Source organism: Corallococcus sp. CA041A, assembly GCF_003612075.1.
GTDB lineage: Bacteria > Myxococcota > Myxococcia > Myxococcales > Myxococcaceae > Corallococcus > Corallococcus exiguus.
Genome location: NZ_RAWF01000070.1, coordinates 14,298 through 37,362, shown reverse-complemented (window position 1 = coordinate 37,362; position 23,065 = coordinate 14,298). Strand labels below are relative to the sequence as shown.

General features: G+C 69.6%; 25 protein-coding genes. 16 read left to right on the top strand and 9 right to left on the bottom strand.

Annotated features, from left to right (window positions below):
- Window positions 1-94 precede the first annotated feature (94 nt).
- The 6 genes from D7V77_RS15005 (at window position 95) to D7V77_RS14980 (ending at window position 6,457) form a co-directional block, all read left to right on the top strand.
- A complete protein-coding gene (locus D7V77_RS15005) occupies window positions 95-2,470 on the top strand; it encodes a hypothetical protein (RefSeq protein WP_120576968.1) in 2,376 nt (791 codons plus the stop codon).
- Window positions 2,467-2,862 (top strand): YHYH domain-containing protein, encoded by a 396-nt coding sequence (locus tag D7V77_RS15000; protein WP_120576967.1) that lies wholly within the window; start codon window positions 2,467-2,469, stop codon window positions 2,860-2,862. Before D7V77_RS15005 ends, D7V77_RS15000 begins: the two co-directional genes overlap by 4 nt.
- 89 nt (window positions 2,863-2,951) lie before the next feature.
- Complete coding sequence (locus tag D7V77_RS14995) at window positions 2,952-4,511, top strand: AlkA N-terminal domain-containing protein (protein WP_120576966.1); 1,560 nt, start codon at window positions 2,952-2,954, stop codon at window positions 4,509-4,511.
- Complete coding sequence (ogt, locus tag D7V77_RS14990) at window positions 4,504-5,025, top strand: methylated-DNA--[protein]-cysteine S-methyltransferase (protein ID WP_199733787.1); 522 nt, start codon at window positions 4,504-4,506, stop codon at window positions 5,023-5,025. Before D7V77_RS14995 ends, ogt begins: the two co-directional genes overlap by 8 nt.
- Before the next feature lie 33 nt (window positions 5,026-5,058).
- Window positions 5,059-5,874 (top strand): isocitrate lyase/phosphoenolpyruvate mutase family protein, encoded by an 816-nt coding sequence (locus tag D7V77_RS14985; RefSeq protein ID WP_120576965.1) that lies wholly within the window; start codon window positions 5,059-5,061, stop codon window positions 5,872-5,874.
- 10 nt (window positions 5,875-5,884) lie between these two features.
- Window positions 5,885-6,457, top strand: coding sequence for a bifunctional 2-polyprenyl-6-hydroxyphenol methylase/3-demethylubiquinol 3-O-methyltransferase UbiG (locus tag D7V77_RS14980; RefSeq protein WP_120576964.1), 573 nt, complete (start codon window positions 5,885-5,887; stop codon window positions 6,455-6,457).
- Here D7V77_RS14980 and D7V77_RS14975 read toward each other — a convergent pair.
- From D7V77_RS14975 to D7V77_RS14960, 4 genes are all read right to left on the bottom strand, one after another.
- Window positions 6,433-6,714: a hypothetical protein gene (locus tag D7V77_RS14975; RefSeq protein WP_120576963.1), complete on the bottom strand. Its 282-nt coding sequence runs from the start codon at window positions 6,712-6,714 to the stop codon at window positions 6,433-6,435. The genes D7V77_RS14980 and D7V77_RS14975 overlap by 25 nt on opposite strands.
- Before the next feature lie 64 nt (window positions 6,715-6,778).
- Entirely contained in the window at window positions 6,779-7,072 is a 294-nt protein-coding gene (locus D7V77_RS14970) for a hypothetical protein (protein ID WP_120576962.1), read from the bottom strand.
- 150 nt (window positions 7,073-7,222) lie between these two features.
- Window positions 7,223-7,510 (bottom strand): hypothetical protein, encoded by a 288-nt coding sequence (locus D7V77_RS14965; RefSeq protein WP_120576961.1) that lies wholly within the window; start codon window positions 7,508-7,510, stop codon window positions 7,223-7,225.
- Between the two features lie 94 nt (window positions 7,511-7,604).
- On the bottom strand, window positions 7,605-8,105 hold the full coding sequence (locus tag D7V77_RS14960; RefSeq protein WP_120576960.1) for a DUF1579 domain-containing protein: 501 nt from the start codon (window positions 8,103-8,105) through the stop codon (window positions 7,605-7,607).
- Between the two features lie 120 nt (window positions 8,106-8,225).
- On the opposite strand from D7V77_RS14960, the gene D7V77_RS14955 reads away from it, so the two are divergent.
- The gene (locus D7V77_RS14955) at window positions 8,226-9,269 is read left to right on the top strand and encodes an NAD(P)-dependent alcohol dehydrogenase (RefSeq protein WP_120576959.1); all 1,044 of its coding nucleotides are present in this window, start codon (window positions 8,226-8,228) and stop codon (window positions 9,267-9,269) included.
- Window positions 9,270-9,321: 52 nt separating this feature from the next.
- Here the strand turns inward: D7V77_RS14955 and D7V77_RS14950 are convergent, their stop codons facing one another.
- Entirely contained in the window at window positions 9,322-9,888 is a 567-nt protein-coding gene (locus D7V77_RS14950) for a TMEM165/GDT1 family protein (RefSeq protein ID WP_120576971.1), read from the bottom strand.
- Between the two features lie 367 nt (window positions 9,889-10,255).
- On the opposite strand from D7V77_RS14950, the gene D7V77_RS14945 reads away from it, so the two are divergent.
- Together D7V77_RS14945 and D7V77_RS14940 are read left to right on the top strand one after the other, a co-directional pair.
- Window positions 10,256-10,510, top strand: a complete 255-nt coding sequence (locus D7V77_RS14945; protein ID WP_120576958.1) for a ribbon-helix-helix domain-containing protein — start codon at window positions 10,256-10,258, stop codon at window positions 10,508-10,510.
- 166 nt (window positions 10,511-10,676) lie between these two features.
- Window positions 10,677-11,150 (top strand): hypothetical protein, encoded by a 474-nt coding sequence (locus D7V77_RS14940; RefSeq protein ID WP_120576970.1) that lies wholly within the window; start codon window positions 10,677-10,679, stop codon window positions 11,148-11,150.
- 13 nt (window positions 11,151-11,163) lie between these two features.
- On the opposite strand, the gene D7V77_RS14935 is transcribed toward D7V77_RS14940, so the two are convergent.
- Together D7V77_RS14935 and D7V77_RS14930 are read right to left on the bottom strand one after the other, a co-directional pair.
- A complete protein-coding gene (locus D7V77_RS14935) occupies window positions 11,164-12,237 on the bottom strand; it encodes a lysylphosphatidylglycerol synthase transmembrane domain-containing protein (RefSeq protein WP_120576957.1) in 1,074 nt (357 codons plus the stop codon).
- Window positions 12,238-12,393: 156 nt separating this feature from the next.
- Window positions 12,394-12,597 (bottom strand): DNA gyrase inhibitor YacG, encoded by a 204-nt coding sequence (locus D7V77_RS14930; protein WP_120576956.1) that lies wholly within the window; start codon window positions 12,595-12,597, stop codon window positions 12,394-12,396.
- A 52-nt stretch (window positions 12,598-12,649) separates the two neighbouring features.
- Between D7V77_RS14930 and D7V77_RS14925 the strand changes: the two genes are divergently transcribed.
- Both D7V77_RS14925 and D7V77_RS14920 read left to right on the top strand, forming a co-directional pair.
- Entirely contained in the window at window positions 12,650-13,651 is a 1,002-nt protein-coding gene (locus tag D7V77_RS14925) for a magnesium transporter (protein WP_120576955.1), read from the top strand.
- 34 nt (window positions 13,652-13,685) lie between these two features.
- Entirely contained in the window at window positions 13,686-14,675 is a 990-nt protein-coding gene (locus D7V77_RS14920) for an NAD(P)H-quinone oxidoreductase (RefSeq protein ID WP_120576954.1), read from the top strand.
- A gap of 5 nt (window positions 14,676-14,680) precedes the next feature.
- Here the strand turns inward: D7V77_RS14920 and D7V77_RS14915 are convergent, their stop codons facing one another.
- The gene (locus D7V77_RS14915) at window positions 14,681-15,109 is read right to left on the bottom strand and encodes an MmcQ/YjbR family DNA-binding protein (protein WP_120576953.1); all 429 of its coding nucleotides are present in this window, start codon (window positions 15,107-15,109) and stop codon (window positions 14,681-14,683) included.
- Window positions 15,110-15,195: 86 nt separating this feature from the next.
- Here D7V77_RS14915 and D7V77_RS14910 point away from each other — a divergent pair, with 86 nt between their 5' ends.
- Together D7V77_RS14910 and D7V77_RS14905 are read left to right on the top strand one after the other, a co-directional pair.
- Complete coding sequence (locus D7V77_RS14910; protein WP_147452070.1) at window positions 15,196-16,743, top strand: protein kinase; 1,548 nt, start codon at window positions 15,196-15,198, stop codon at window positions 16,741-16,743.
- Between the two features lie 61 nt (window positions 16,744-16,804).
- Entirely contained in the window at window positions 16,805-17,842 is a 1,038-nt protein-coding gene (locus D7V77_RS14905) for an agmatinase family protein (protein WP_120576951.1), read from the top strand.
- A 4-nt stretch (window positions 17,843-17,846) separates the two neighbouring features.
- On the opposite strand, the gene D7V77_RS14900 is transcribed toward D7V77_RS14905, so the two are convergent.
- A complete protein-coding gene (locus tag D7V77_RS14900) occupies window positions 17,847-18,854 on the bottom strand; it encodes a hybrid sensor histidine kinase/response regulator (protein ID WP_120576950.1) in 1,008 nt (335 codons plus the stop codon).
- 257 nt (window positions 18,855-19,111) lie between these two features.
- Between D7V77_RS14900 and D7V77_RS14895 the strand changes: the two genes are divergently transcribed.
- From D7V77_RS14895 to D7V77_RS14885, 3 genes are all read left to right on the top strand, one after another.
- On the top strand, window positions 19,112-20,452 hold the full coding sequence (locus D7V77_RS14895) for a trypsin-like peptidase domain-containing protein (protein ID WP_120576949.1): 1,341 nt from the start codon (window positions 19,112-19,114) through the stop codon (window positions 20,450-20,452).
- A 53-nt stretch (window positions 20,453-20,505) separates the two neighbouring features.
- Complete coding sequence (locus tag D7V77_RS14890) at window positions 20,506-22,482, top strand: serine/threonine-protein kinase (RefSeq protein WP_120576948.1); 1,977 nt, start codon at window positions 20,506-20,508, stop codon at window positions 22,480-22,482.
- Between the two features lie 162 nt (window positions 22,483-22,644).
- Window positions 22,645-23,016, top strand: coding sequence for a YccF domain-containing protein (locus D7V77_RS14885; RefSeq protein WP_014396275.1), 372 nt, complete (start codon window positions 22,645-22,647; stop codon window positions 23,014-23,016).
- The last annotated feature ends 49 nt before the right edge of the window (window positions 23,017-23,065 follow it).

Genomic DNA, 23,065 nt, shown 5'->3' with positions numbered 1-23,065 from the left:
CCCCCTTCCGGGGGATTGCCAGGGCCCCTCCCGGCACGGTCCGATTCCCCCTGTCCCGACGCGCAGCACCCACGCTCCGGGGGGAGTCCGCACGATGCTGGACGAGGAAATCCACTCGAAGGCCCGGGCCGCGGCCGTCCGCTGGGCGCGCTGGCGGCTGGGCCCCCTTGGTTTCGCGGACCTCATCACCCGGGTTGACGCGTCCGTGCTCCGCTACGGGCGGCTCGTCACCCGGTATGCCGTCCGCACCGGCACCTGGGCAGAAGAGGCCTATGCGGGCGGCACGAACACGGCCCGGAGCTCCCGCTCCACGCCCCCAGTCTCACTCGACACACTGGACCTGTGGAGCGCGTCTCCGGAGGCATTGGCCGAAAAGTCATCCCACCTTGCCGTGTGCGGGGACTGCCACGGCGCCGGAGCGGTGACGTGCCCCACGTGCAGTGGCTCCCTTCGCGCGAGCTGCTCCGGCTGCGGCGGATCCGGCCGGCGGATGAGCCGGGCGCGCAAGAGCTACCGGATGGTGAACTGCACGGAGTGCCGGGGAAAGGGCACGAAGAAGTGCGTCCGCTGCACGAAGGGCATGGTGGGCTGCCACACCTGCCGGGGCTCGGGGACGCTCCGCCGGTGGCTGAAGGTCTCGACCGTCGAACGGACCCAGGTGCGTGCGTGGCCGGATGCGAAGGCCGTCTCCGCGCACAAGGGCCTGTTGGAGGATACGCAGCGGGCACTCCAATGGCCGGGAGCGCGTGCCCTGTCTTCCGTGGAGCACGCAGGTCCCCTGCCCGACTCCGCGCTGGGAGATGAGGCCCGGTCCGCGGGCTTCATCGCCGCGCGTTCCTCGCTGGAGCCTGAGTTCGAACCACTGCGCGGGAGAATCCTTTCCCAGTCATTGGATGTCTTTGAAGCCCCGTCCGCGACCGTCTGTTTCGAATTCGCGGGCAGGCCGGGTTTCATCCACCTGCTGGGACGCGACCTCCAACCCACCAAGGCCCGCGACACCTCCGCCTTCCACCGGCGCGTCGGGGCCCTGATGGGCGTGGCCATGGCGGGCTTCTTCGGCATGCCCTTCCTGGTCTCCGCCTTCATCGGACGGCACGCGTTCTACGCAGAGCCGGATCAGAGCGCGCTCGCCATGTTGGCGATCTTCGGACTCTGGCCCGGGACCTGGTGGTGGGCCGCGACCGCGCTGCGCCGTCGACGCGCCAGTGGCGCGAAGTCCCCCGCGCGGTGGCACGACCGGATTGGCATCGGGCTGACAGGACTCTGCGCGCTCGTCCTCGCCGGATGCTTCCTCTTCATCCGTCCTTCGGTCCCGGAGCTGGTCCGCCTGACGGCCACAGGCCAGCTCCGTCAAGCCGAGCTGCATGCCGACCTGCTGGAGGCCCGCGGTGAATCCAGCCCCGAGTACATCGAGGCACGGAACGCGTTCGTGCTCGCGCGGCTCCAGGGCATGGACAATCGCGACGCCCTGAAGCTCATCCGCCACTACGTGGGCTCCGGTCAAGGCACAGGGCCGCTGGAGGCCGAACGCGTGAAGCTGCGCGAGGCCTGGGCGCGCTCCGCGCTGGAACGTGGCGAGGAGGCACCGGTGGAGGCGGAGCTGACGGCCCTGTCCTCCGAGCGTGCTCCGGCCTCCGTCATGGACGGACTTCGCGCGAAGCTGGAGGACTTCCGCATCGCGAAGGGCAAGGCCGCGCTGGAGAAGGGAGACCTGGCCGAGGCCATCCAGGTCCTGTCTCGCATCCAGGCCCGAACGCTCGTCTCCGAACGTCCCGAGCCGCTGATCACCCAGGCTCACCTGCGGCAGGAACACGCATGCCCTGCCCGCGATGTTCGCTGCCGCGCCACGGCCCTCCACGCCGCGGTGGCGGTCGACACGGGTGAAACGGCGCGGACGGCCCTTGCCTCCTTCCGAGGCGCGGAGCTCACCCGGATGGCAGCGGCTACGGCCCACTCAGGAGGGCTCGGCGCTTCGCTGCGCGAGCTGCGAACCGCGGACGAGGATGTAGGCGCACTGCTCTCGGTGCTCGGAAGCGACGCTGAAATGACCGCCGCGAGGGCCGCGCTCCTCGGCCGCAGGGAGGCGTTGCTGCGCAATCGCTTTCCCCTCGGGGAACCCGTGGAGGTCGCCCAGGCACAGCTCGGTCCCTCCGGACTGGAGATGCAGCGCTCGGACGTGTTCCGCGTGGTGGACGCGCCTCCGGGAACGCTCACGTACCTGTTCGTCGGTCAGGGCATGACCCGTGGCCTCTATGTCACCGCGCCTGACCATGGTCAGGCGGGGCTGTCGCCCGCGGCGCTCCAGATTGCCGCGAAGCGATTCACGGGCCAGGAGTTCGCCGCGAAGGACCTCGTGCATGCGGGCAAGGGCGTGGTCCATGTCACGGTGCGCCTGGGCCGGCACACGGCCCTGCTGGGATGGCACGACGACACGCTGGTCGAAGCACAGATGGGACGGGTGGAGCCATGAGACTCGGCAGGAAGGTGGCGCTGGGCCTGGGTGTCGTCGCGGGGTTGGTGTGTTCACACCTCGCGTGGGCCCATCCGGGGCGGACCAACAGCTCCGGCTGTCACAACGTACGGGCCACGGGGGGCTATCACTGCCACGGTGGTGGAGGAGGAGGAGGCGGCGGCGGTGGATGGCGGGAGCTCGAGAAGGCCCCCACGCGCGTGAAGGTCATCGCCATTCCGCGCGCCCGCGTGTGGATCAACGGCGCATTCGTAGGCATGTCCCCGACACCGGCGGTCCGCATCGACGGAACGAAGGTCCAGGTCCTGCTGGAGCACGCCGCGCTGGGCCGCCACGAGACGACCGCGACCATCGACTCAGGGGGGACGACCGCGCTGACGGTGAGGTGGTAGGCGGGCCGCCGGCAGGCCTGTCCCAGGGGCGAAACGTCCACGTCCGAAAACGGCCAGACATCCAGGGCCCGCCGTGGGACGTTCCCCTCATGGACGGCCTGGACCCCACCGCCTGCTACCGCGCGCTGACGACGCGGGACTCCCGCTTCGACGGGCGGTTCTTCACCGCCGTGAAGACGACGCGCATCTACTGCCGCCCCATCTGCCCGGCCCGCGCGCCCCGCTTCGAGAACTGCACCTTCTACCCCACCGCCGCCGCGGCCCAGGAAGCGGGCTTCCGGCCGTGCCTCCGCTGCCGGCCCGAGACCTCGCCCTCACTGGCTCCCTGGCGGGGCACTTCCGTCACCGTCTCGCGTGCACTGGCGCTCATCGCGGACGGCCTGCTGGATGCCGACGAGGCCAGCGTCGAGGTGCTGGCGGACCGGCTCGGCGTCGGGGACCGGCAGCTGCGACGGCTGTTCCACCAACACCTGGGTGCCTCACCAGTTGCCGTGGCCCAGACGCGCCGCGTGCTCTTCGCCCGTCAGCTCATCCACGAGACCGCCCTGCCCATGGCGGAGGTCGCCCTCGCGTCCGGATTCGGCAGCGTCCGGCGCTTCAACGCCGTCTTCCAGTCGCTCTACGGCCGGCCTCCGGGCGCCCTCCGCCGTTCCCGGGCCGCTCCAGTGACATCCGCCGGCCCCGAGGTGACGCTCCTCATCCCCTACCGGCCGCCCTACGACTGGGACGCCATGGTGGCCTGGCTGACGGCCCGCGCCTTCACTGGCATGGAGCACGTCGAGCCCGGCCGCTATCTGCGGACGTTCACGAACGCCTGGGGCCAGGGAGCCGTGGAGGTGTCGCCCGCACCGGGGCTCGACGCCCTGCGCGCCACCCTGCGTGTCAGCGACGTGCGGATGCTGCCCTCCGTCGTCGCCCAGGTCCGGCGCGTCTTCGACGTGGGCGCGGACGTGGAGGCCATCCGCGCGCACCTGTCGACGGATGCCCTGCTCGCACCGCTCCTCGCCGCGCGTCCCGGCCTTCGCGCCCCGGGCGGCTGGGACGGCTTCGAGCTGGCGGTCCGAGCCATCCTGGGTCAGCAGGTGACAACCACCGCCGCGAGGCAGCTGGGACAGCGGCTCATGGCCGCGCATGGCGAAAGCCTGGACCCGGCACTCACCGGTGATGCCCGCCTCCAGCGCGCCTTCCCCCGTCCCGAAGTCCTCGCCGCGGCGGACCTCACCGGCATGGGCATGCCGGCCGCGCGAGCCCGGGCGATCTCCCAGTTCGCCGCGGCGGTCGCGGCGGATCCGACGTTGTTCCAGCCCGGCCCGTCGCTCGCGGACACCGTCGCCCGCTTCACGCGCCTGCCCGGCATTGGCGAATGGACCGCCCAGTACATCGCGCTCCGTGCCGTCCGGGAGACGGATGCCTTTCCCGCCTCCGACGTCGCCCTGCTTCGCGCCGCGACGGAAGCAGGGGGCCCACGCCCCACGCCCGAAGCGCTCCTCCAACGCGCCGAAGCCTGGAGCCCCTGGCGCGCATACGCGGCCCAGCATCTCTGGACCTCGGTGGCCCTCCAGGCCCGTGAGCCCAAGCCGGATTCTCGAACCAACACCCGAGCGCGGCGCCTTCCCACCGCTCCTCCCCGCCGGAAAGCCCATGCCTGACCGTCCGCGCTTCTTCATCGATTCCTCGCCCACTCCCGCCGGCGTGGCGCTCCTCGTCTGTGATGAGGAAGGCCGCCTGCGCGCGCTGGACTGGGAGGGCTACGAGGCCCGTATGCACCGGCTCCTGCGCCTGCACTACGGCGAGAACGGCTGCGTCCTCGAACCCGCGCGCGACCCTTCCGGCCGCACCTCCGCGCTCCAGGCGTACCTGCGCGGAGACCTGAGCGCCATCGCTGCCCTCCCCGTGGAGACCGGCGGCACGCCCTTCCAGCGCGAGGTCTGGCGCGCCCTCCGGGAGATTCCCGCGGGAACGACGACCACCTACGGCCGGCTCGCCGAACGCATCGGACGCCCCAAGGCCATCCGCGCCGTGGGCCTGGCCAATGGCGCAAATCCCATCAGCATCGTCGTCCCGTGCCATCGCGTTGTCGGTGCCAATTCCTCGCTCACTGGTTATGCAGGAGGCCTGGAACGCAAACGCTGGCTGCTCGACCATGAGCAGACCCACGCCTGAATCCCTCTCACCCCGTCACCGGAGCTCCCACGCATGACCACCCGTCCAGCCACCGCCGCCACGTTCCGCGCACTGCACCAGGGCGCTGATCTGCTCATGCTTCCGAACGTCTGGGATGCCGGCAGCGCCCGCCTCTTCGAGAGCCTGGGTGCGAAGGCCATCGCCACCACCAGCGCCGGCATCGCCTGGGCGCTGGGCTACCCGGACGGCAACGCGCTGCCCGTGGACGCGCTCGTCCACACGGTTCGCACCATCGCCCGCGCCATCCAGGTCCCCCTCACCGTGGACGCCGAAGCGGGCTACTCGGACGATCCGGCCACCGCCGCGAAGAACGTGGCCCGCCTCCTGTCCGAGGGCGCCGTGGGCTGCAACATCGAGGACGGCAGCGGTCCTCCGGAGCTGCTCGCCGCGAAGATTGAACGCGTGAAGCAGGTGGGCGCGCGCCTGGGCGTGGATGTCTTCGTCAACGCGCGCACGGACGTCTACCTGCGCAAGCTCGTGCCGCCCGAGCGCCGCGTGGAGGAGACCCTGGCCCGTGCCGCCCGCTACCAGCAGGCCGGCGCCGATGGACTCTTCGCCGCGGGCGTCACGGACGCAGCCGAGATCCAGGCCATCACCCGGGGCACCTCGCTGCCTGTGAACGTGCTCGCGCGGCAGGACCTGCCCGCTCCGGCGGAGCTGCAGCGGCTGGGTGTGCGGCGGCTCAGCGCGGGCTCCGCCATCCCGGAGGCCATCTGGGGCCGGGCCGGGGCGCTCGCCTCTACCTTCCTCCGCGAGGGACACTCCGCGAGCCTGTTCGAAGCCGCCGCCAGCTACCCGTCCCTCAACGGGCTGATGACCGGGAAGTAGGAGCCGCGCCATGTCCCAGGAGGATCGCCAGCGCTGGAACGACAAGTACCAGCAGGCCACTGCTCAGCGGGAGCCATCCGCCTTCCTCCGCTCGCTCGAGGACCGGCTGCCTCACGCGGGCCGGGCGCTCGACCTGGCCGGCGGAGCGGGACACGACGCGTGCTGGCTCGCGAAGCGCGGGCTGGACGTCACCCTGGTGGACATCTCCGACGTGGCGCTGGCGCAGGCGGAAGCACTGGCGCGCGACGCGGGCGTGACCCTCACGCGCCTGCGCCTGGACCTGGAGTCCGATGCGTTGCCGCCCGGTCCGTTCGACCTGGTCGTGTGTTTGAACTACCTCTGGCGGCCGCTTTTCGCCGCCGTGCCACGGCTGCTCGCACCGGGTGGATTGTTCGTCTTCGCCCAGCCCACCCGGCGCAACCTGCAACGCCATCCGCATCCGTCCGCGCGCTTCCTCCTGGAGGAGGGCGAACTGCCCACCCTGCTCCAGGGGCTCCAATCCCTCTCATTCACCGAGGACTGGACGGATGCCGGACGTCACGAGGCGCGGCTTCTGGCTCAGAAGCTCCAGCAGGCGCCGTAGGCGGTCCGGCCACAGTAGTGGTTGGCCCGCTCCTGACACCCGCCCTTGGGAACGTTGTCGGTGAGGGTGAGCCAGGTGCTGGTGGACGTGCACTTGAAGGAACAGCGGCGCGCGCCGTCGTCCCAGCCCTCACAGAGAGGCTGCTCGGACGTGACGATGGACGGAGTCTGGGTCACGGACTCCTCCGTCTCCATTCCACCACAGGCCATCAGGAGGGAACCGAACGCGAGGCTGGCAACGAGGGTCTTGATCTGCATGGGGATGGGTCCTTTTCGGGATGGGTGTCGACCACCCGGAAATCCAATTCCGGGCAATAGGTTTTCAGTAGCTCCAGCAGGCGCCGTACGCGTGACGGCCACACACGGAGTCGCCGGTGGCCTGGCAGTTGTTCTTCGCGACCGGCGTGTCCAGGGTGATCCACCCGCTGGTGGACGTGCACTTGAACGAACAGCGGCGCGCGCCGTTGTCCCAGCCGTCACAGAGCCCCTGCTCCGTCGTGGCGAGGGAAGGAGCCTGAGGGTCGGAGGCCTGCGCCTCCATCTCCGGCTCCATTCCGCCACAGGCCATCAGGAGCGAACCAAACGCGAGGCTGGCGATGAGCGTCTTCACATGCATGGGGGGTCCTTTCGGATGATGCCGGCGAAAGATGCGCGGCGCTCCGACCCATACCATGAAGAATGTATTCAATCACGACAAATCACGCTTTAACGACCTATGCCACTCTCCTCGAATTACCGGGCCGCGTCATGCCATGCCTGCGGTGTTTCAGAAGCTCCAGCACGTCGCGGACGGCGTGCGGCCGCAGTAGGACGCGCCATGCGCCTGGCACTCGCCGTAGTAGAGGATGCCGGGCTCGTAGAGGAACCAGGGACCGTTGGCGGTGCACCGCACGGAACAGCGGCGCGCGCCGGCGTCATAGCCCTCACAGAGTCCCTGCTCGGAGGTGGCCAGCGACGGCGTCTGATCGCTCGTCCCCTCCTCCGTCTCCACTCCGCCACAGGCTGCGAGGAGGGTACCGACGGCGAGGCTGGCGAAGAGTGTCTTCAGGTGCATGGGGTGGGCTCTGGGTGAGCACCGGCGGAAAGCGCGCGGCGCCGGGCAGTGATACATCAGCCGCCCGGCCCATCCCAGACACCTCGGGCGCCCTTCAGCTCCGGCGCTTGTACTGAAGTTCAATGGCTTTCTGCGGTGCTTCACCCGGCTCGATGTTGAAGTGCGTGATGACCAGCGCATCCGGACCGGTCAACTCGATGTCCACGCGCCAGCCCCAGCGGGGCGACTGCTCACCGGTGGAGTAGCTGCCGGTGACGGAGAAACGGTCGCTCACCCCGGCCTCTCCCTGCAGGCCCATGATGTCCGTGCCGACGTGGAAGGTGTCCACCCACGACATGGTGAACTGCTTCCCGTCCAGGTGATGGCCCAGCGTCGCAATGCCGGACAGCGGCTTGCCCCCAAAGGAGGACGTGTACTCGTACACCACGAAGCGGCCGTCGAGCACGCTCCGGAAGGTGCCGGTGATGGGCGACTCATCCTCCACCTTGTCGGGCTGGAACCACGTGCGCGCGACGCCCTCCCACGTGCCGACCAGACGGGAGAGGAGGTGATGGGGACCCGCGGACAGGGATTGCTGCAGACGTTCCTGGCTCATGGGCGCGGAGTCTCTCCGACGCTCCCCGGGCAGGTCCACTTGTCCTGACGTTCACCCGGCACGGTGGACCCGGCGTCGCTAAATTGGCGCCCCTACTTCGTTTCCCATCAGGAGCCTTCCTTGCCCTCGACCCCTGCCTATGCCGCACCCAGCGCGAAGGCCGCGCTCGGCCCCTTCACCGTGGAGCGCCGCGAGCCGCGTCCCCAGGATGTGCTCATCGACATCCAGTACTGCGGCGTGTGCCACTCCGACATCCACCAGGCTCGCGACGAGTGGGGCGGCGCCCTCTTCCCCATGGTCCCGGGCCACGAAATTGTCGGCAAGGTGTCCCAGGTGGGCAGCGCCGTCACCACGTTCAAGGTCGGTGACGCCGTGGGCGTGGGCTGCTTCGTGGACTCGTGCCGCGAGTGCCCCCAGTGCCTCGCGGGCGACGAGCAGTATTGCGAGCGCGGCGCGGTGAACACCTACAACGGCCGTGAATACGACGGCCAGCCCACCTACGGCGGCTACTCCACGCACATCACCGTGGACGCGAAGTACGTGGTGCGCATCCCGGAGGGCATCCCCCTGGACCGCGCCGCGCCGCTCCTGTGCGCGGGCATCACCACGTATTCGCCGCTGCGCTATTACGGCGTGAAGGCCGGCAGCAAGCTGGCCGTCGTGGGTCTGGGCGGCCTGGGCCACATGGCCGTGAAGCTGGCCAAGGCGATGGGCGCGGAGGTGACGGTGCTGAGCACCTCGCCTTCCAAGCGCGACGACGCGCTCGCCCTGGGCGCCACGCACTTCGAGGCCACGTCCGACAAGGCGACGTTCAAGAAGCTGCGGCGGTCCTTCGACTTCATCCTGGACACCGTCTCCGCGCAGCATGACTACAACGCCTACCTGAGCCTGCTGAAGACGGACGGCACGATGATCATCGTCGGCGCGCCGGAGACGCCCACGCCGCTGGCGGCCTTCTCGCTCATCCCCCGCCGGCTCAAGCTGGGCGGCTCGATGATTGGCGGCATCCGTGAGACGCAGGAGATGCTCGACTTCTGCGCCAGGCACCAGGTCGCCTCCGACGTGGAGGTCATCCCCATCCAGAAGATCAACGAAGCCTACGAGCGCATGCTCAAGAACGACGTGCGCTACCGCTTCGTCATCGACACGGCGAGCCTGAAGTAGTCCTCACCGCGAAGCCCCGGCGTCCCTGCGCGCCGGGGCCCTTCGCGAAGCCTCAGCCGCGCCAGGCCGTCCAGAGCGACACGAGGCCGAAGAGGAAGAAGAGCGCGGCGGTCACCCACCGCACGTACTTCATGTTCACCCGCCCGGACAACCGATCGCCCAGGAACACCGCGAGGCCGTCCGACACCAGCATCCCCGCTGTCGTCCCCAGCGTCACCAGCACCGGCGCCTGGTAGCGCGCCGCCACCGCCATGGTGGCCAGCTGCGTCTTGTCCCCCATCTCCGCCATGAAGAAGAGCGCCACCGTGGTGAGGAAGGCGCCGAAGCGTGGGGGCTTTCCGCCGTCGTCATCCAGCGTGTCGGGCTTGAGCGTCCACAGACCGAAGCCCAGGAACAACACCGCCAGGACCAGCGCCATCACCCGCGCGGGGACGTGCGTGGACACCCATGTGCCCACCGATGACGCCAGCGCGTGGTTGGCCACCGTGGCCACGAAGATGCCGCCCAGCACCACCCACGGCTTGCGGAACCTGGACGCCAGCGAGAACGCCAACAGCTGGGTCTTGTCCCCCATCTCACTGGCGGCGACGAGCACGAATGAACCGACGATTGCTTCCAACGACACGATGGCACCCCATCCCAGTTCCTGGCGCGGAGGATGTCGTGGGGTGGAGCGCTTCAGGGAGGAGCGCGCACGACGGACCTCGGCCAGGGAGCGTTATCCCTGTCCGAAGGTCTCGTTCGTCTCGCGCGCTTCACGAGATGGGGGCCCGGGCTGTCACCAGCCAGTGTGTCGAGCGCCCCTCCGCCCCTGTCTGCCGGGCGGGAACTACTCCCCTTACGTGGATGCGCGAGTAACAGCGCACCGGGTTTCAAGTCAACCCGGCCCGTCGCGTGTTCCTTTTTTTGACGGCACGAGAGGCCGACCCCCTAATGCCCACGCCAGGTCGGTAGCGGCCTGTAGCAGCATTCCTGGAGGAAGCCCGATGCAGGATGGAAGCGCCAGCCCGCTGAGCCCCGACGCTCCGTCGTCCCCGCCCGCGGTGGAACCCGGTGAGGTCCGAAGCCCCGAGGCCGACATCGTCTCCACCCACGTCCTCGTTCCCGAGGAGCAGGTGCACAAGCTGCGCGAGCTGGCGCGGCGCACCCGCATCCACCAGAGCGAGTACCTGCGTGAGGCCGTGGAGGACCTGCTGTCCAAGTACGGCCGCATCCCCGCCAAGACGGAAGGCGAGTCGTGAGCGGCCCCCTGCTCCGCCGCCGTGCCCGCCTGCTGAGTGAGCGGCTGTGGCGCTGGCTGGAGCAGGAGCTGTAATCCTCCCGTCATCGCCTCCAGGCCCACCTGGAGCGGTCCGGGAGGAACACGCTAGGGTGGATCGCCTCTCCTTCCAGGAGCCGCGCCCCCTGATGCGTCCCTCCCTGCTGTCCGCGATGCTCGCGCTGGCCACCACCGGCTGCGCCACCCCCGGCTTCGAGAAGCTCTACCCCGGCATGACGGCCGCCCAGGTGGCGGACACCATGGGCAGGGGACCGGCGCGGGCGCAGGAGTTCGCGGACGGTTCGGCGGCCTGGTACTTCGACGAGGACCACTGCGTGCTGATGCGCGACCACGTGCTCGTGGCCAAGTCCACCACGGAGACGCGCACCGCGGTGCACACGCCCGTGGCCTCGCTGAAGGACTCCACCAAGGCCTGGTGCGGCCCGCCGGGCACCGACGGCAAGCACGAGCAGCGCATCGAGACGCCCTTCGGGACGTTCAAGGGCACCGTGGATCCCGCCGCCGTCACCGAACAGGTGAAGAACAGCGTGCGCGCCCAGCAGGTGCCTCCCGCGTTTGCACCACCGACCGACGGAGGGCAGGCCACGCAGCCCGCCCCGTAGCGGCGAAGAGGCCTCAGGCTACCGGCGAGCGGCTGACCGAGGTGTCGTCGTCCTTCTTCATCTTCCCCGCCAGCTCACGGAAGGACATGTGGCTGATGGACAGCATGATGAGTCCGAAGCCGATCTGCTGGAACGTCTGGCACAGCCACAGCACGTTCGCGTAGGCGAGCCCGTGCGCGTTCACCATCGCGGCGGGCATGAACAACCCCAGGCCCACCTTGGTGGCGGCCTGGAAGGTGCCCATCATCCCGGGCGCGGCGGGGATCATCACGCCCACCACCAGCACGCACATCACGATGTAGGACTGGAACAGCGACAGGTTCATGGGCTCGCAGGCCGTGCCCGCCGCCGCGCCGGAGCAGTCGAAGGCGCGCGCGAGCAGCGCCATGCCCAGGCCGTTCACGCCCCAGTAGGCGACCGTGTAGACGAAGAAGAGGACGATGTGCTTGCGATCGGGGAGCTGGCGCATGGCCCCCACGAAGGTGTCCACGATGTCCGCCACCTTGTCCGCGACGCCCGGGGAGAAGCGGCCCACGGTGGCGCGCACCAGCCGCACCGTGCGCTCCTGCTGCCACAAGCCCAGGAGCAGGAACATCAGGCCGCCGCCGAACACGGCGAACATCAGCCACGCGCCCAGCTTCACGTACCGGACCTCGGGGGTCTCCGTCGGGACGAAGAAGAGCAGCACGCGGAACATCGCCGCGACGAAGAGGCCGTCCACGATGCGCTCCAGCACCACGGACGTCATGGCCGCGCTGCGGCGGATGGAGCTGCGCTGGGCGATGAGGAAGGGCCGCGCGAACTCACCCAGCCGGAACGGCAGCACCAGCAGCATCATGAAGCCGATGCCGGACGCTTCGTTCAGCTTGCGGAACGGGATGCGCTCCAGGCCGGACAGCAGCGCCCCCCAGCGCAACGTGCGGAACACGTGGACGAAGGTGAGACACACGCAATACGGCAGGATCCACGCGTAGTTGGCCGCCTTGAGGCTGGCGACCTGCGTGGACACGTCCGTGTCCCGGAAGGCCCACCACATGAAGGCAACTGTGACGAGCAGGCTGGCGATGAGGTTGACGGCGCGTTTCACGGCAGGCGGGTATAGCGTCACTCTCCCCGCGACTCCAGCGGCACGCCCATCCCCTGCCCTCCGGGGCGCACGGGCGCGGGCCTTCCGGTGGCACGCTCCCCTGCCCTGTCGTTCAAGCGGTCCGGGAATCTTCCAGCGCTGGACGGCGGCAACGGCTCAGGCGTCGTGGCGGCGCGGCTCGCCGTCGGAGGGGAGCTCGTCCTCCTGCTGCTCGGCCTGACGGTCGGGCACGCGGTACTCCTCACCCAGCCAGCGGCCCAGGTCGACGGCGCGGCAGCGGCGGGAGCAGAAGGGATGGGAGGTGTTCTCCGGCCGAGGAGGCACCGGCTTCTGACAGATGGGACACGGCGTGAGTGGCATGGCGGATGGAGTCCTAGATAAGCCTTGACGCTCCGGCGGGCCAGGACGTTTCGTGCCCCGACTCGTGCAGATGCCTCCGGAGACCGCTCACACGCTGCTGCAGGGCGACCGGCTGTCCCGGGACTTCACCGCGGTGGGCGTGGAGGACACGGTCGCCCAGGCGCTGGAGAAGCTGCGCGCCCACCCCGGCACGGGGGAGATCTTCTACTGCTACGCGTGCGACCCGGCTGGCCGGCTGGTGGGCGTGGTGCCCATCCGCAAGCTGATCCGCGCGGCGCCCGACGAGCGCATCGCGTCGCTGATGTTCACGCGGGTGGTGAAGCTGCCGGTGGACGCCTCCGACGCGCTGGTGGAGGACTTCTTCGTCACCTACCGCTTCCTGGCCTTCCCGGTGGTGGACGCGGAGGGGCGCATCGTGGGCGTGGTGGAGATGAGCCAGTTCGTGGACGCGTTCTCCGACACGCTCTTCGACGAGGTGGAGGGCCGCGTGCGCGACCAGGTCTACCGCTTCGTGGGCCTGCCCAAGGGCGAGGCGAGCGAGACGCGGCCGGGGCGCATGGCGCTCAAGCGCTTCCCATGGCTGCTCGTGAACATCGCCGGCGGGTTCCTGGCGGCCACGACGACGCGCCTGTTCGAGCACACGGTGGCGGAGCTGGTGGTGGTGAGCGCCTTCATCCCCATGGTGCTGGTGCTGTCGGAGAGCCTGGGCGTGCAGACGACGGCGGTCTCGGTGTCGATGGTCACGCACGGAGAGGTGGACCGGAAGGTGGTGACGCGCGAGGTGCTGGCCGCGAGCCTGGCCGGGCTGATGGCGGCGGCGGTGGTGGCGCTGCTGGGGCGCTTCTATTCGCCGGGGTTCGGCTTTCCCCTGGCGCTGTTCGTGGCGGTGACGGTGTCCGCCACGCTGGCGTCGTGCCTGGGGGGCGTGCTGCCGTTCCTCTTCAAGAAGCTGAAGGTGGATCCGCACCTGGCGTCGGCGCCGCTGGTGCTGGCGGTGTCCGACAACGTGACGCTGCTGGCGTACTTCGGATTGGTGACGCGGTTGTTGTTGTAGCGGTGGTGTGTTTTCTCGCGGAAGGGGGCAGGTCATGAAGGTCGTGCGCATCACGAAGCCGGGCGGTCCGGAGGTCCTCGCGTTCGACGAGCGGCCGGAGCCGGTGCCAGGGCCCTACGACGTGCAGGTGCGGGTGCGGGCGAGCGCGCTGAACCGGGCGGACCTGCTCCAGGTGCGCGGTGCCTATCCGCCGCCGCCGGACGTGCCCCAGGACGTGCCGGGCCTGGAGTACGCGGGTGAAGTGGTGGCGGTGGGCCCGCGCGCACGCAAGTTCCAGCCGGGCGACCGGGTGATGGGGCTGGTGGGTGGCGGCGCGTGGAGCGAGGTGATCACCACGCACGAGCGCGAGGTGCTGCGCATGCCTCGCGGGCTGGACTTCGCGGACGCGGCGGCGCTGCCGGAGGCGTACCTCACGGCGTATGACGCGCTGGTGCTCCAGGCGGACCTGAGGCCCGGGGAGACGGTGTTGGTGCACGCGGTGGCGAGCGGCGTGGGTTCCGCCGCGGCGCTGCTCTGCCGGGCCATGGGCGTGCGGGTGGTGGGCACGGGCCGGAGCGCGGAGAAGCTGGCCCGGGCCTCCGAGTGGGGCGTGGGCCAGACGGTGCGGTGTGAGAGCAACCCACCGGTGTTCGCGGACGCGGTGCTCGCGGCGACCGAGAACCGGGGCGCGGACGTGTGCCTGGACCTGGTGGGCGGCGCGTACCTGCCGGAGTCGGTGAAGGCCATGGCGCCCCGAGGGCGGCTGATGCAGGTGGGCTCGGTGGCGGGCGCGCGCGCGGAGCTGGACCTGGGTCCGGTGATGCGCAAGCGGCTCACGATCAAGGGGACGGTGCTCCGCAGCCGGCCCGCGGAGGAGAAGATGCTGCTCACGCAGGTGGCGGAGCGGCAGCTGTTGCCCCTGTTCGACTCCGGCGCCCTGAAGGCCGTGGTGGATGCCGTGTTGCCCATGACGGAGCTCCGCTCCGGGTTGGAGCGGATGGCGGGCAACAGCACCGTGGGCAAGATCGTCGTTCGCTGGGACTGAAGCCGCTACACGCTTCGCTTGCGGGCGGGAGCCTTCTTCACCGCTCGCTTGGGAGCAGCCGCGGCGGGCTCCAGCGCCTTGAGCACCTTGGCGGAGGCGCAGCGGCGCCAGGCCTCCTTGAGCAGGGCCTGCAGCAGGCGCCGATTCACGGTCCTCAGACGCACGATGACCATGGGCCAATCCTGGTAGTGCGGCGTCACCTGGAACATGTCTGGTTTGGAATCCAGCAGGGCCTCGCGGTGGTCGAAATCCACCTTGATGACGATGGAGTCGTCATCCAGCACCCGCGCGAAGAGCTTGTCGCTCACCCGGAACCCGGGCGTTCCGTAGGAGGGGCGCTCCTCCGTCGAAGGCAGCGCCAGCGCCATTTCGCGCACGTCGTCCACCGTGAGCCCTCCCTTGCGCTTCGCCACCGTCTTCTTCCGGGTTGCCATGTGTGTCCTTTCCGTCACGTTGAGACCTGGACTGCTGGGGATGCCGGAGTTTCCGGCCTTCGTCTCCCTTTGCTACCGTGACCCGGGTGAGCGCGACGCAGCCTCTCCCCTTTGGCCGGTACGAGCTCCTGGAGCGCCTGGGCGCCGGGGGAATGGCCATGGTCTACCGGGGGAAATACACGGCGGGCCCGGGCATCACCAAGACCGTCGTCATCAAGCGCGTCCTGGGCGAGTACGCGGACAACCCCGCCTTCGTCGAGATGTTCCTCAATGAGGCGCGCATCTCCGTGGGGCTCAACCACGGCAACATCGTCCAGGTATTCGACTTCGGGCAGGTGGAGGGCGAGTACTTCCTGGCCATGGAGTTCGTGGACGGCCAGCCGCTGTCCCGCGTGATGAAGCAGCTCAAGGCCCGGGGAATGCCCTGGATGCCCGCGCCGCTCGCGGTGAGCACCGTCATCGAGCTGTGCCGGGGCCTGCACCATGCCCATACCCGCACGGATGAACAGGGCGAGCCCCTGGGTCTCGTGCACCGGGACATCTCTCCCGACAACGTCCTCGTGAGCTACGAGGGCGAGGTGAAGGTCTCCGACTTCGGCATCGCCAAGGCGCGGCTCGCGGGTCGGCCGGAGACGGAGGTCGGGGTCGTCAAGGGCAAGTACTCCTACCTGGCACCGGAACAGCTCAAACAGTGGCCCGCGGACGCGCGCGCGGATGTCTACGCGGTGGGCGTCGTCCTGTTTGAACTGCTCTGTGGCGAGCGGCCCATCACCGGCAACGAGTTGGAGATCTTCCAGCGCGCCACCGAGGGCCGGCACACGCCAGCGCGCAGCCTCAACCCGGGCCTGGACGAGGACCTGCTCTCCATCCTGAAGCGGGCCCTCATGCCCTCTCCAGACGAGCGCTACCGGAGCGCGGAGGCGCTGCAGCAATCCCTGTCGGACTGGCTGGGTTCCCACGCGCCGCGCCTCCCCACCCATGCCCGGAAGCTGTTCATGGCGTGGTGCTTCCAGGAACAGCTGGCCACCCAGCACCGGCCCGTCTCCATTCCGGATCCCTTCCTCCGGCAGCTCCAGACCTGGCGCGACGAACGGCTGCTGGCCAGTCGCGCCATCGTGGACACCGAGTCCACTCCGCCTTCGCCCGCGATGCACGAGTGGCCCGTGCTCCCCGCGGAGCTGGTTCCCCCAGGCCCGCCCCGGGTTCCCCAAGACGCGCCCGAGGAGAATCCTCCCCCCGTGCCGCCTGAAGTCCTGGCCAGGCCCCGCTGGAGTCACCACTGGCGCAACGGCCTCATCATGGGAGGCGGTGCATTGCTCGGCGTGCTGGTGCTGACGTGGGTCATGCGCTCGGGCGAGCAGCACAAGCGCTCCTCCGATGTGGCGGACGCGGCCTATTCCAAGGGCAGGGCCTTCCTCGAACTGGGGCGGCCCACGGATGCCTTGTCCTCTTTTCGCGATTGCGTGGAGGCGGAGCCGGACAGCGGTAAGTGCCGATTCGCGCTGGCCAACACCTACGAGAACCTGGGACGGGTGAAGGAGGCGCGGAAGGAGTACGACCTCTACATGCGGTTGGGAATCCAGGGGCCCAACTCGGAGCATGCGCGCAAGTTCATGAAGGCCTTTCCCCCCTGAGGGCAGCCAGGCGCCACCGAAGCCATTGCGCCCCGGGAGCGGAACCGTATCCTGCGCCGCCATGGCTACCCACTTCGACCCCGCCGCCGCCGCGCAGCCGGGCTCCGGCATCTTCGGCCTCCCCCACTCTCCCGACGACGCCCACGTCGTCGTCATCCCCGTGCCCTTCGAGGCCACCACCAGCTACGGCGGCGGCACGTCCAACGGCCCCGCCGCCCTGCTGGAGGCCAGCAAGCAGGTGGACCTCTTCGACGTGGAGACCGGCCGGCCCTACGAGCGCGGCATCGCCATGCTGGAGGCCCCCGCCGAACTGCACACGTGGAACGAGCGCGCCAAGGAGCGTGCCCTACTCGTCATCGAAGCGGGCGGCATCGAGTCCGGCGAGGCCGAGCTGCTCTCCGCCGCCAAGGACGTGAACGGCTTCAGCGAGAAGCTCAACGACCACGTCTACCGCACCGCGAAGCAGTGGATTGAACAGGGCAAGCTCGTGGCCGCCGTGGGAGGCGATCACGCCATCTCCTTCGGCATCGTCCAGGCCCACGCGGAGAAGTACCCCGGCATGGGCGTGCTGCACCTGGACGCGCACGCCGACCTGCGCGTCGCGTACGAGGGCTTCACCTGGTCGCACGCGTCCATCTTCTACAACGTGTGCGAGCGCATCCCGGGCGTGAAGACGCTGGTCCAGGTGGGCCTGCGCGACATGAGCGAGAACGAGCACCGCTACATCGAGAACTCCGGCGGCCGCATCCACGCCTTCTACGACGCCGTCCTCCAGCAGAACCGCTTCGACGGCCTGCCCTGGAACCAGCAGGTGAAGCAGATCGTCGACAAGCTGCCGCAGCAGGTCTACCTGTCCTTCGACATCGACGGCCTGGACCCCGTGCTGTGCCCGAACACCGGCACCCCCGTCCCCGGCGGCCTGTCCTTCCCGGAGGCCATCGCGCTCGTCGCGGGCGTCGTGCGCTCGGGCCGCACCATCGTCGGCTTCGACCTCACCGAAGTGGCACCCGACCCGGAAGGCAGCGAGTGGGACGCCAACGTGGGCGCCCGCCTGCTCTACAAGATGATCGGCTGGATGCTGAAGTCGCAGAAGGCCTGAGGCGTCAGGCCACGCGCGGCAGCGACACGCTGAACGTCGCGCCCTGCCCGGGGCGCGACTCGGCGGAGAGCGCGCCGCCGTGCAGCTTCGCCAGCTCCGAGGCCACGTAGAGCCCCAGTGCTTCGCCCTGCGCGGGGCCCTCCGGGAAGGGCTGGAACAGCCGGGGCAGCTCCGCTTCGGGGATGCCCGGTCCCGGGTCGCTCACGCGCACCAGCACCTGCTCCGCGGACGCCTTCAGCTCCACGCGCACCCCGCCCTGCCTTGCCGCGTTCGACAGGAGCACGTCGAACACCTGCTCCAGGCGCTCCGGGTCGAAGCGCAGGCCCACCGCTTCCGGGGGCACCGTCACCTCCACCGGCACGCCCGGCCCCGTGGTGCGGCACCGCGCGACGGAGGCCTCCAGGGGCTGGCGCAGGTCTCCCTCCACCGGCCGCAACGTCACGCTGCCGGAGCTCAGACGGGCGGCGTCCTGGAGGTAGCGGCCCATCCGCTCCAGCGACTGGAGCTGCGCGCCCAGCGCCTCCACCGCGCTCTTGCTCGGCGGCGGCAGGTCTCGAAGCGTGCGCAGCTGATCCCTCGCGGCCTCCAGCGGGCCCTGGAGCGACTGCGCCACCCAGCGGCTCAGCGCCTCCACGGGCGTGGCGGGCTCCGGGGACGCGGCGGGAGCCTTCGCTAGCACGTCGTGGACCAGCGCCTCGAAGTCGGTGATTTCAAAGGGCTTGTTGAGGAACGCGGACGCATCCGGCGAACCCTGCTGGAGCACGGCGCTCAACAGGATGATGGGCACCTCGCGCAGGCCCGGCTCCTGCTTCAGCCGGCTGCACAGCTCCATGCCACTCATGCGCGGCATCATGTGGTCCGTCACCACCAGCCGCGGCCGGTGGATTCTCGCGAGCGCCAGGGCCTCCTCGCCATCGCGCGCGCGCACCACGTCGTGCCCCAGGTCCTCAATCACCTGGCTCAGGACTTCCAGCACCGCGGGTTCGTCATCCGCGACCAGGACGAGACTCATGCGCAACCACTCCCAAGGCCCCCGCGGGCAGCCAGCAACACGCCGCGCCGGGACTCCCAGGGCTGCCCTTGCTCCCCCAACGCCGCAATCGGCCCAGGGCAAGGACGTTCTGCCTGAAAGTGCGTTCGATCACGGCCGCACCATCTGGTCTATGAAGAGCGGGACGCCGCTTCCAGACACCCAGGGAATGGCTGAGGCCTTCCCGACATTCAGACTGTCTTCCGGGAGACAATTCCCGGCGACGTACGGAGGAAGGCATGAGGGCAGCACACATCCGGTGGGGGCTCTTGCTGTGGGGGCTCGTGCTGGCGCTCCCGGCGCACGCGGACCTGTCCCGGCGCCGCAGCGACGTGGTGGAGGTCGTACAGAAGGTCTCCCCGGCGGTCGTCTACATCGGCACCGAACAGGAGGTGGAGTCGCGCTTCCGGGGCCGGCCCCGCTCACCGCTGGAGGAGTTCTTCGGCCAGGGGATGGCGCAGCCGGAGACGCGCCAGCGCATCACCGGCCTGGGCAGCGGCGCCATCATCGACCCGTCCGGCATCATCGTCACCAACGACCACGTCATCCGGGGCGCCTCCGCCATCCACGTGGTGCTCGCGGACGGGCGCACCTTCGACGCGGAGGTGGTGGGCAGTGACGCGAACAACGACCTGGCGGTGCTCAAGGTCAACGCGAAGGAGCCCCTGCCCACCGCGAAGCTGGGCACCAGCAGTGACTTGATGATTGGCGAGACGGTGGTCGCCATCGGCAGTCCGTTCGGCCTGAGCAAGACCGTCACGGCGGGCGTGGTGTCCGCCACGGGCCGCACCTTCCGCGCGGATGACCGCGTCTACAACGACTTCCTGCAGACGGACGCGGCCATCAACCCGGGCAACTCCGGCGGGCCGCTGCTCAACGTGGACGGGGAGATCATCGGCATCAACACGGCCATCTACGCCAACGGGCAGGGCATCGGCTTCGCCATCCCCGCGGACAAGGTGCGGCGCATCGTGGAGGAGCTCACGCGCTTCGGGAAGGTGCGCCCCGCGTGGGTGGGCATGGACACGGCGGACCTGCCCACGCAGGTGGCCGCGCGGCTCGGGTGGGACCGCACGTACGGCGTCATCGTGACGAACGTGGATCCGGACAGCCCCGCCGCGCAGGCCGGTGTGCAGCGCGGAGACGTGGTCGCGGAGCTGGGCGGTTCGCGCATCCAGGACGCGGAGGATTTCGACTCGCGCGTGCGCGGCTATCCTGCCCGCTCGGTCTTCCCCTTGGTGCTCTTCCGAGCAGGCGGCAACCGCACGGTGCAGGTGACCCCGGTCGAATTTCCAGCTCGCCTGCTTGAGAACCTGGCGTGGGAGAAGCTGGGACTGCGAGTGAAGGAGAGCAAGGGCGGGATGGCGATTGCGTCCGTGCGGCAGGGCTCGGCTGCCTCGGAGATTGGGCTGGAGCCGGGGGACGTGCTGTTGCGGATGAACAATCAGCCTGTCCCCACGGGTGACACTTTCCGTGAAGCCCTGCTGACGGCGCGACGGGGACGTAGCGTGCTGTTGCTCGTGCGGCGCGGGCGCTACGGCTACCACCTGACGCTGCCTTTCGCCGGGCAGCGAATCTAGGCGCGACCCGGGGATTCCAGGATCGACGGGAAGGGCACTAGCATGCCGTTCCCATGAGTTCGCCTCGCTATCAGTCACTCGGCCCCCTCCTTGCCGGAGAGGGCTCGCGTGCCTTCCTCGGACTGTCGATTGAGGAAGGCGCCACGCCCCGCCCCGTGGTGCTCATCTGGGCACCGCCTGAAATCGCGCAGAACCCGGAGCTGGTGGCGCGCCTGGAGCGCGAGACGAACCGCGCCATCGTCTTCGAGCACCCGAACATCCTGCGCGTGCACGGCCTGGAGAAGCTGGACGGAGGCCTGGCGCGCGTCACCGAGTTCGCGGACGGTGAGCCGCTGCGGCGCGTGCTGGAAGCGAACCCGCGCATGACGCCGGGCTTCGCGGCGCTGGTGGTGGCGGACGCGGCCATGGGGCTGCACTACGCGCACGTGGCGGGCAACGACGACGGTTCGCCGCTGGTGCACGGAGACATCCGGCCCGAGACGCTGATGGTGTCCTTCAGCGGCTACACGAAGGTGACGGGCTACGGCGCGCTGTCCGTGGCGCCGCGTGAGCGCGGTGGCAAGCGCGTGAAGAACCGCCGCGCGTACACGTCTCCGGAGCAGCTGTTGGGCGGGCGTGAAGCGGTCAACGTGCAGTCGGACGTGTTCCTGCTGGGCCTCACGCTGCACGAGTGCCTCACGGGGAAGATGCCGTTCAAGGAGTCGGCGGATCCGGACAAGGCGGTGCTCAACCGCGCCCTGCCCCCGATGCCGGCGGACGTGCCGCTGAAGCTGGATGCCGTCGTGCGCCGTGCGACGACGAAGCGGGCGTTGGAGCGCTACTCGTCGGCGCTCGCGTTCCGCGAGGCGCTGGTGGATGCGATTGGCAAGCTGCCGACGCACGAGGAGTTCGCGGAGCACCTGGCGAAGCTGTTCCCGCCGGAGGCCGAGGCTCGCGCGGCGCGGCGGGCGACGATTGAGAAGGGCATCGCGGAGGCACTGGCGAAGGCGGGCATGCCGACGCCGCAGATCGCGGAGATCATCGCGAACGGCGCGGGGCTCGTGGAGCCCGTGAAGAGCAAGGTGCCGGAATTCTCCTCGGCGGAGAGCAGCAAGCCGGCTCCCGTGCAGGCCGTGGCCGCCGCGCCGCAGGCTTCCGCGCCTGTGCAGCCCGTGACTGCGGCGCCTCAGGCTTCCTCCCCCGCGCAGCCCGTGGCGACGGTGGCCCCGGCACCCGTGCAGGCGCCGAGGAGCACTCCTGTCGCGGCCCCGGTGCAGAGCGCGGCCCCGAGCACCGCGAGCCAGGCCACGGCACAGCCCGTGACGCCCTCCCCTGCTCCGACTGCATCCACGGAGACGCGGCCCGCGGGCCCCATCTTCGGTGGAGCGGCGAGCCCCACGGCGCAGACGGTGGCCACGCAGAAGCCGTCACGCTCCTGGGTGCCGTTCGTGGTGGGCGGTCTGGTGCTGACGCTCGGCGCGGGCGCGGTGATCGTCCAGCGCCAGCTCCAGGGCACGATGACGGTGGAGACGTTCGACGCGGGCCTGCCCATCGTCGTCGCCGAGCCCTTCGACGCGGGCATCGAGGACGCGGGCGTGGACGCCGGTGTGGACGCGGGCCCCGTGATGGGCATCCTGGACCTCACCGTGGAGCCCCGCGTGGAGGTCACGCTCAACAACGCGCTGCTGGGCCGCACGCCGCTGTCCGCGTCGCTGCCGCCGGGCAAGCACCTGCTGACCTTCACCAACGGCGCGCTCGGCATCTCCGTATCGCGCACCGTGACGGTGGCCCCCACGGGCCGCTCCGCCTACCAGTTCTTCCTCAACAAGGCCTTCATCAACGTGCGCGGTCCCGCCGGCGCCAACGTCTCCGTGGACGGCAAGCCCGTGGGCACGGTCCCCGTGGAGGAGCTGGACGTCTTCGAGGGCTACCACCGCCTCAACGTCACCGTGGGCCCATCGCACTGGCAGAAGACCTTCACCATCGAGCCCGGCCAGCGCGTCAACTTCGACGTGGACTTCCAGGAGCCCCAGGAGGCCGCGGAGGAGTAGGCGCCGGTTGGCGGGACGCCTCCACGACGGGGCTCGGGGATGGACAAACACCCCGCGCCCTGGCTCAAGCGATAGCAGCGCGCGCGGCTCCTGAAATCGAGGCCTGGCGAAATTCAGGCAGGCTCATGTCATCGACTGACGACTCCAACGTATAAGCCGATCATGAACCTGCTTCTGAACCTGGTGTGGATCATCTTCGGCGGAGGGCTGGTGCTCTGCCTCGAGTACCTGTTGGGTGGACTGGTGCTCTGCCTCACCCTCGTCGGCATCCCGTTTGGCGTGCAGTGCTTCAAGATGGCCGGTCTCGCGCTGATGCCCTTCGGCAAGGACATCGAGGATCTTCCCAGCGCAGGCGCGATGAGCTTCGGGCTCAACATCGTCTGGGCACTCTTCGCTGGAATCTGGATCTTCCTCACCAACGTCGTCATCGGCGTCAGCCTGGCGCTGACGATCATCGGCATCCCGTTCGCGCTGCAGCACCTCAAGCTCGGAATGGTCGCGTTCGCGCCATTCGGCAAGCGCATTCGCGGCTGAACGCCCCCTCCACCCGGCTCCCGGAATTGGACGAGTTGATCCGCCGACA

What these genes read in the sequence shown, in the direction of transcription:
- D7V77_RS14985 (WP_120576965.1), top strand. Translation starts at nt 5,059, where the DNA reads ATGACCACCCGTCCAGCCACCGCCGCCACGTTCCGCGCACTGCACCAG.
- D7V77_RS15005 (WP_120576968.1), top strand. Translation starts at nt 95, where the DNA reads ATGCTGGACGAGGAAATCCACTCGAAGGCCCGGGCCGCGGCCGTCCGC.
- D7V77_RS14975 (WP_120576963.1), bottom strand. Translation starts at nt 6,714, where the DNA reads ATGCAGATCAAGACCCTCGTTGCCAGCCTCGCGTTCGGTTCCCTCCTG.
- D7V77_RS14965 (WP_120576961.1), bottom strand. Translation starts at nt 7,510, where the DNA reads ATGCACCTGAAGACACTCTTCGCCAGCCTCGCCGTCGGTACCCTCCTC.
- D7V77_RS14905 (WP_120576951.1), top strand. Translation starts at nt 16,805, where the DNA reads ATGGCTACCCACTTCGACCCCGCCGCCGCCGCGCAGCCGGGCTCCGGC.
- D7V77_RS14915 (WP_120576953.1), bottom strand. Translation starts at nt 15,109, where the DNA reads ATGGCAACCCGGAAGAAGACGGTGGCGAAGCGCAAGGGAGGGCTCACG.
- D7V77_RS14945 (WP_120576958.1), top strand. Translation starts at nt 10,256, where the DNA reads ATGCAGGATGGAAGCGCCAGCCCGCTGAGCCCCGACGCTCCGTCGTCC.
- D7V77_RS14900 (WP_120576950.1), bottom strand. Translation starts at nt 18,854, where the DNA reads ATGAGTCTCGTCCTGGTCGCGGATGACGAACCCGCGGTGCTGGAAGTC.
- D7V77_RS14895 (WP_120576949.1), top strand. Translation starts at nt 19,112, where the DNA reads ATGAGGGCAGCACACATCCGGTGGGGGCTCTTGCTGTGGGGGCTCGTG.
- D7V77_RS14940 (WP_120576970.1), top strand. Translation starts at nt 10,677, where the DNA reads ATGCGTCCCTCCCTGCTGTCCGCGATGCTCGCGCTGGCCACCACCGGC.
- D7V77_RS14890 (WP_120576948.1), top strand. Translation starts at nt 20,506, where the DNA reads ATGAGTTCGCCTCGCTATCAGTCACTCGGCCCCCTCCTTGCCGGAGAG.
- D7V77_RS14920 (WP_120576954.1), top strand. Translation starts at nt 13,686, where the DNA reads ATGAAGGTCGTGCGCATCACGAAGCCGGGCGGTCCGGAGGTCCTCGCG.
- D7V77_RS14930 (WP_120576956.1), bottom strand. Translation starts at nt 12,597, where the DNA reads ATGCCACTCACGCCGTGTCCCATCTGTCAGAAGCCGGTGCCTCCTCGG.
- D7V77_RS14970 (WP_120576962.1), bottom strand. Translation starts at nt 7,072, where the DNA reads ATGCATGTGAAGACGCTCATCGCCAGCCTCGCGTTTGGTTCGCTCCTG.
- ogt (WP_199733787.1), top strand. Translation starts at nt 4,504, where the DNA reads ATGCCTGACCGTCCGCGCTTCTTCATCGATTCCTCGCCCACTCCCGCC.
- D7V77_RS14885 (WP_014396275.1), top strand. Translation starts at nt 22,645, where the DNA reads ATGAACCTGCTTCTGAACCTGGTGTGGATCATCTTCGGCGGAGGGCTG.
- D7V77_RS14995 (WP_120576966.1), top strand. Translation starts at nt 2,952, where the DNA reads ATGGACGGCCTGGACCCCACCGCCTGCTACCGCGCGCTGACGACGCGG.
- D7V77_RS14960 (WP_120576960.1), bottom strand. Translation starts at nt 8,105, where the DNA reads ATGAGCCAGGAACGTCTGCAGCAATCCCTGTCCGCGGGTCCCCATCAC.
- D7V77_RS14980 (WP_120576964.1), top strand. Translation starts at nt 5,885, where the DNA reads ATGTCCCAGGAGGATCGCCAGCGCTGGAACGACAAGTACCAGCAGGCC.
- D7V77_RS15000 (WP_120576967.1), top strand. Translation starts at nt 2,467, where the DNA reads ATGAGACTCGGCAGGAAGGTGGCGCTGGGCCTGGGTGTCGTCGCGGGG.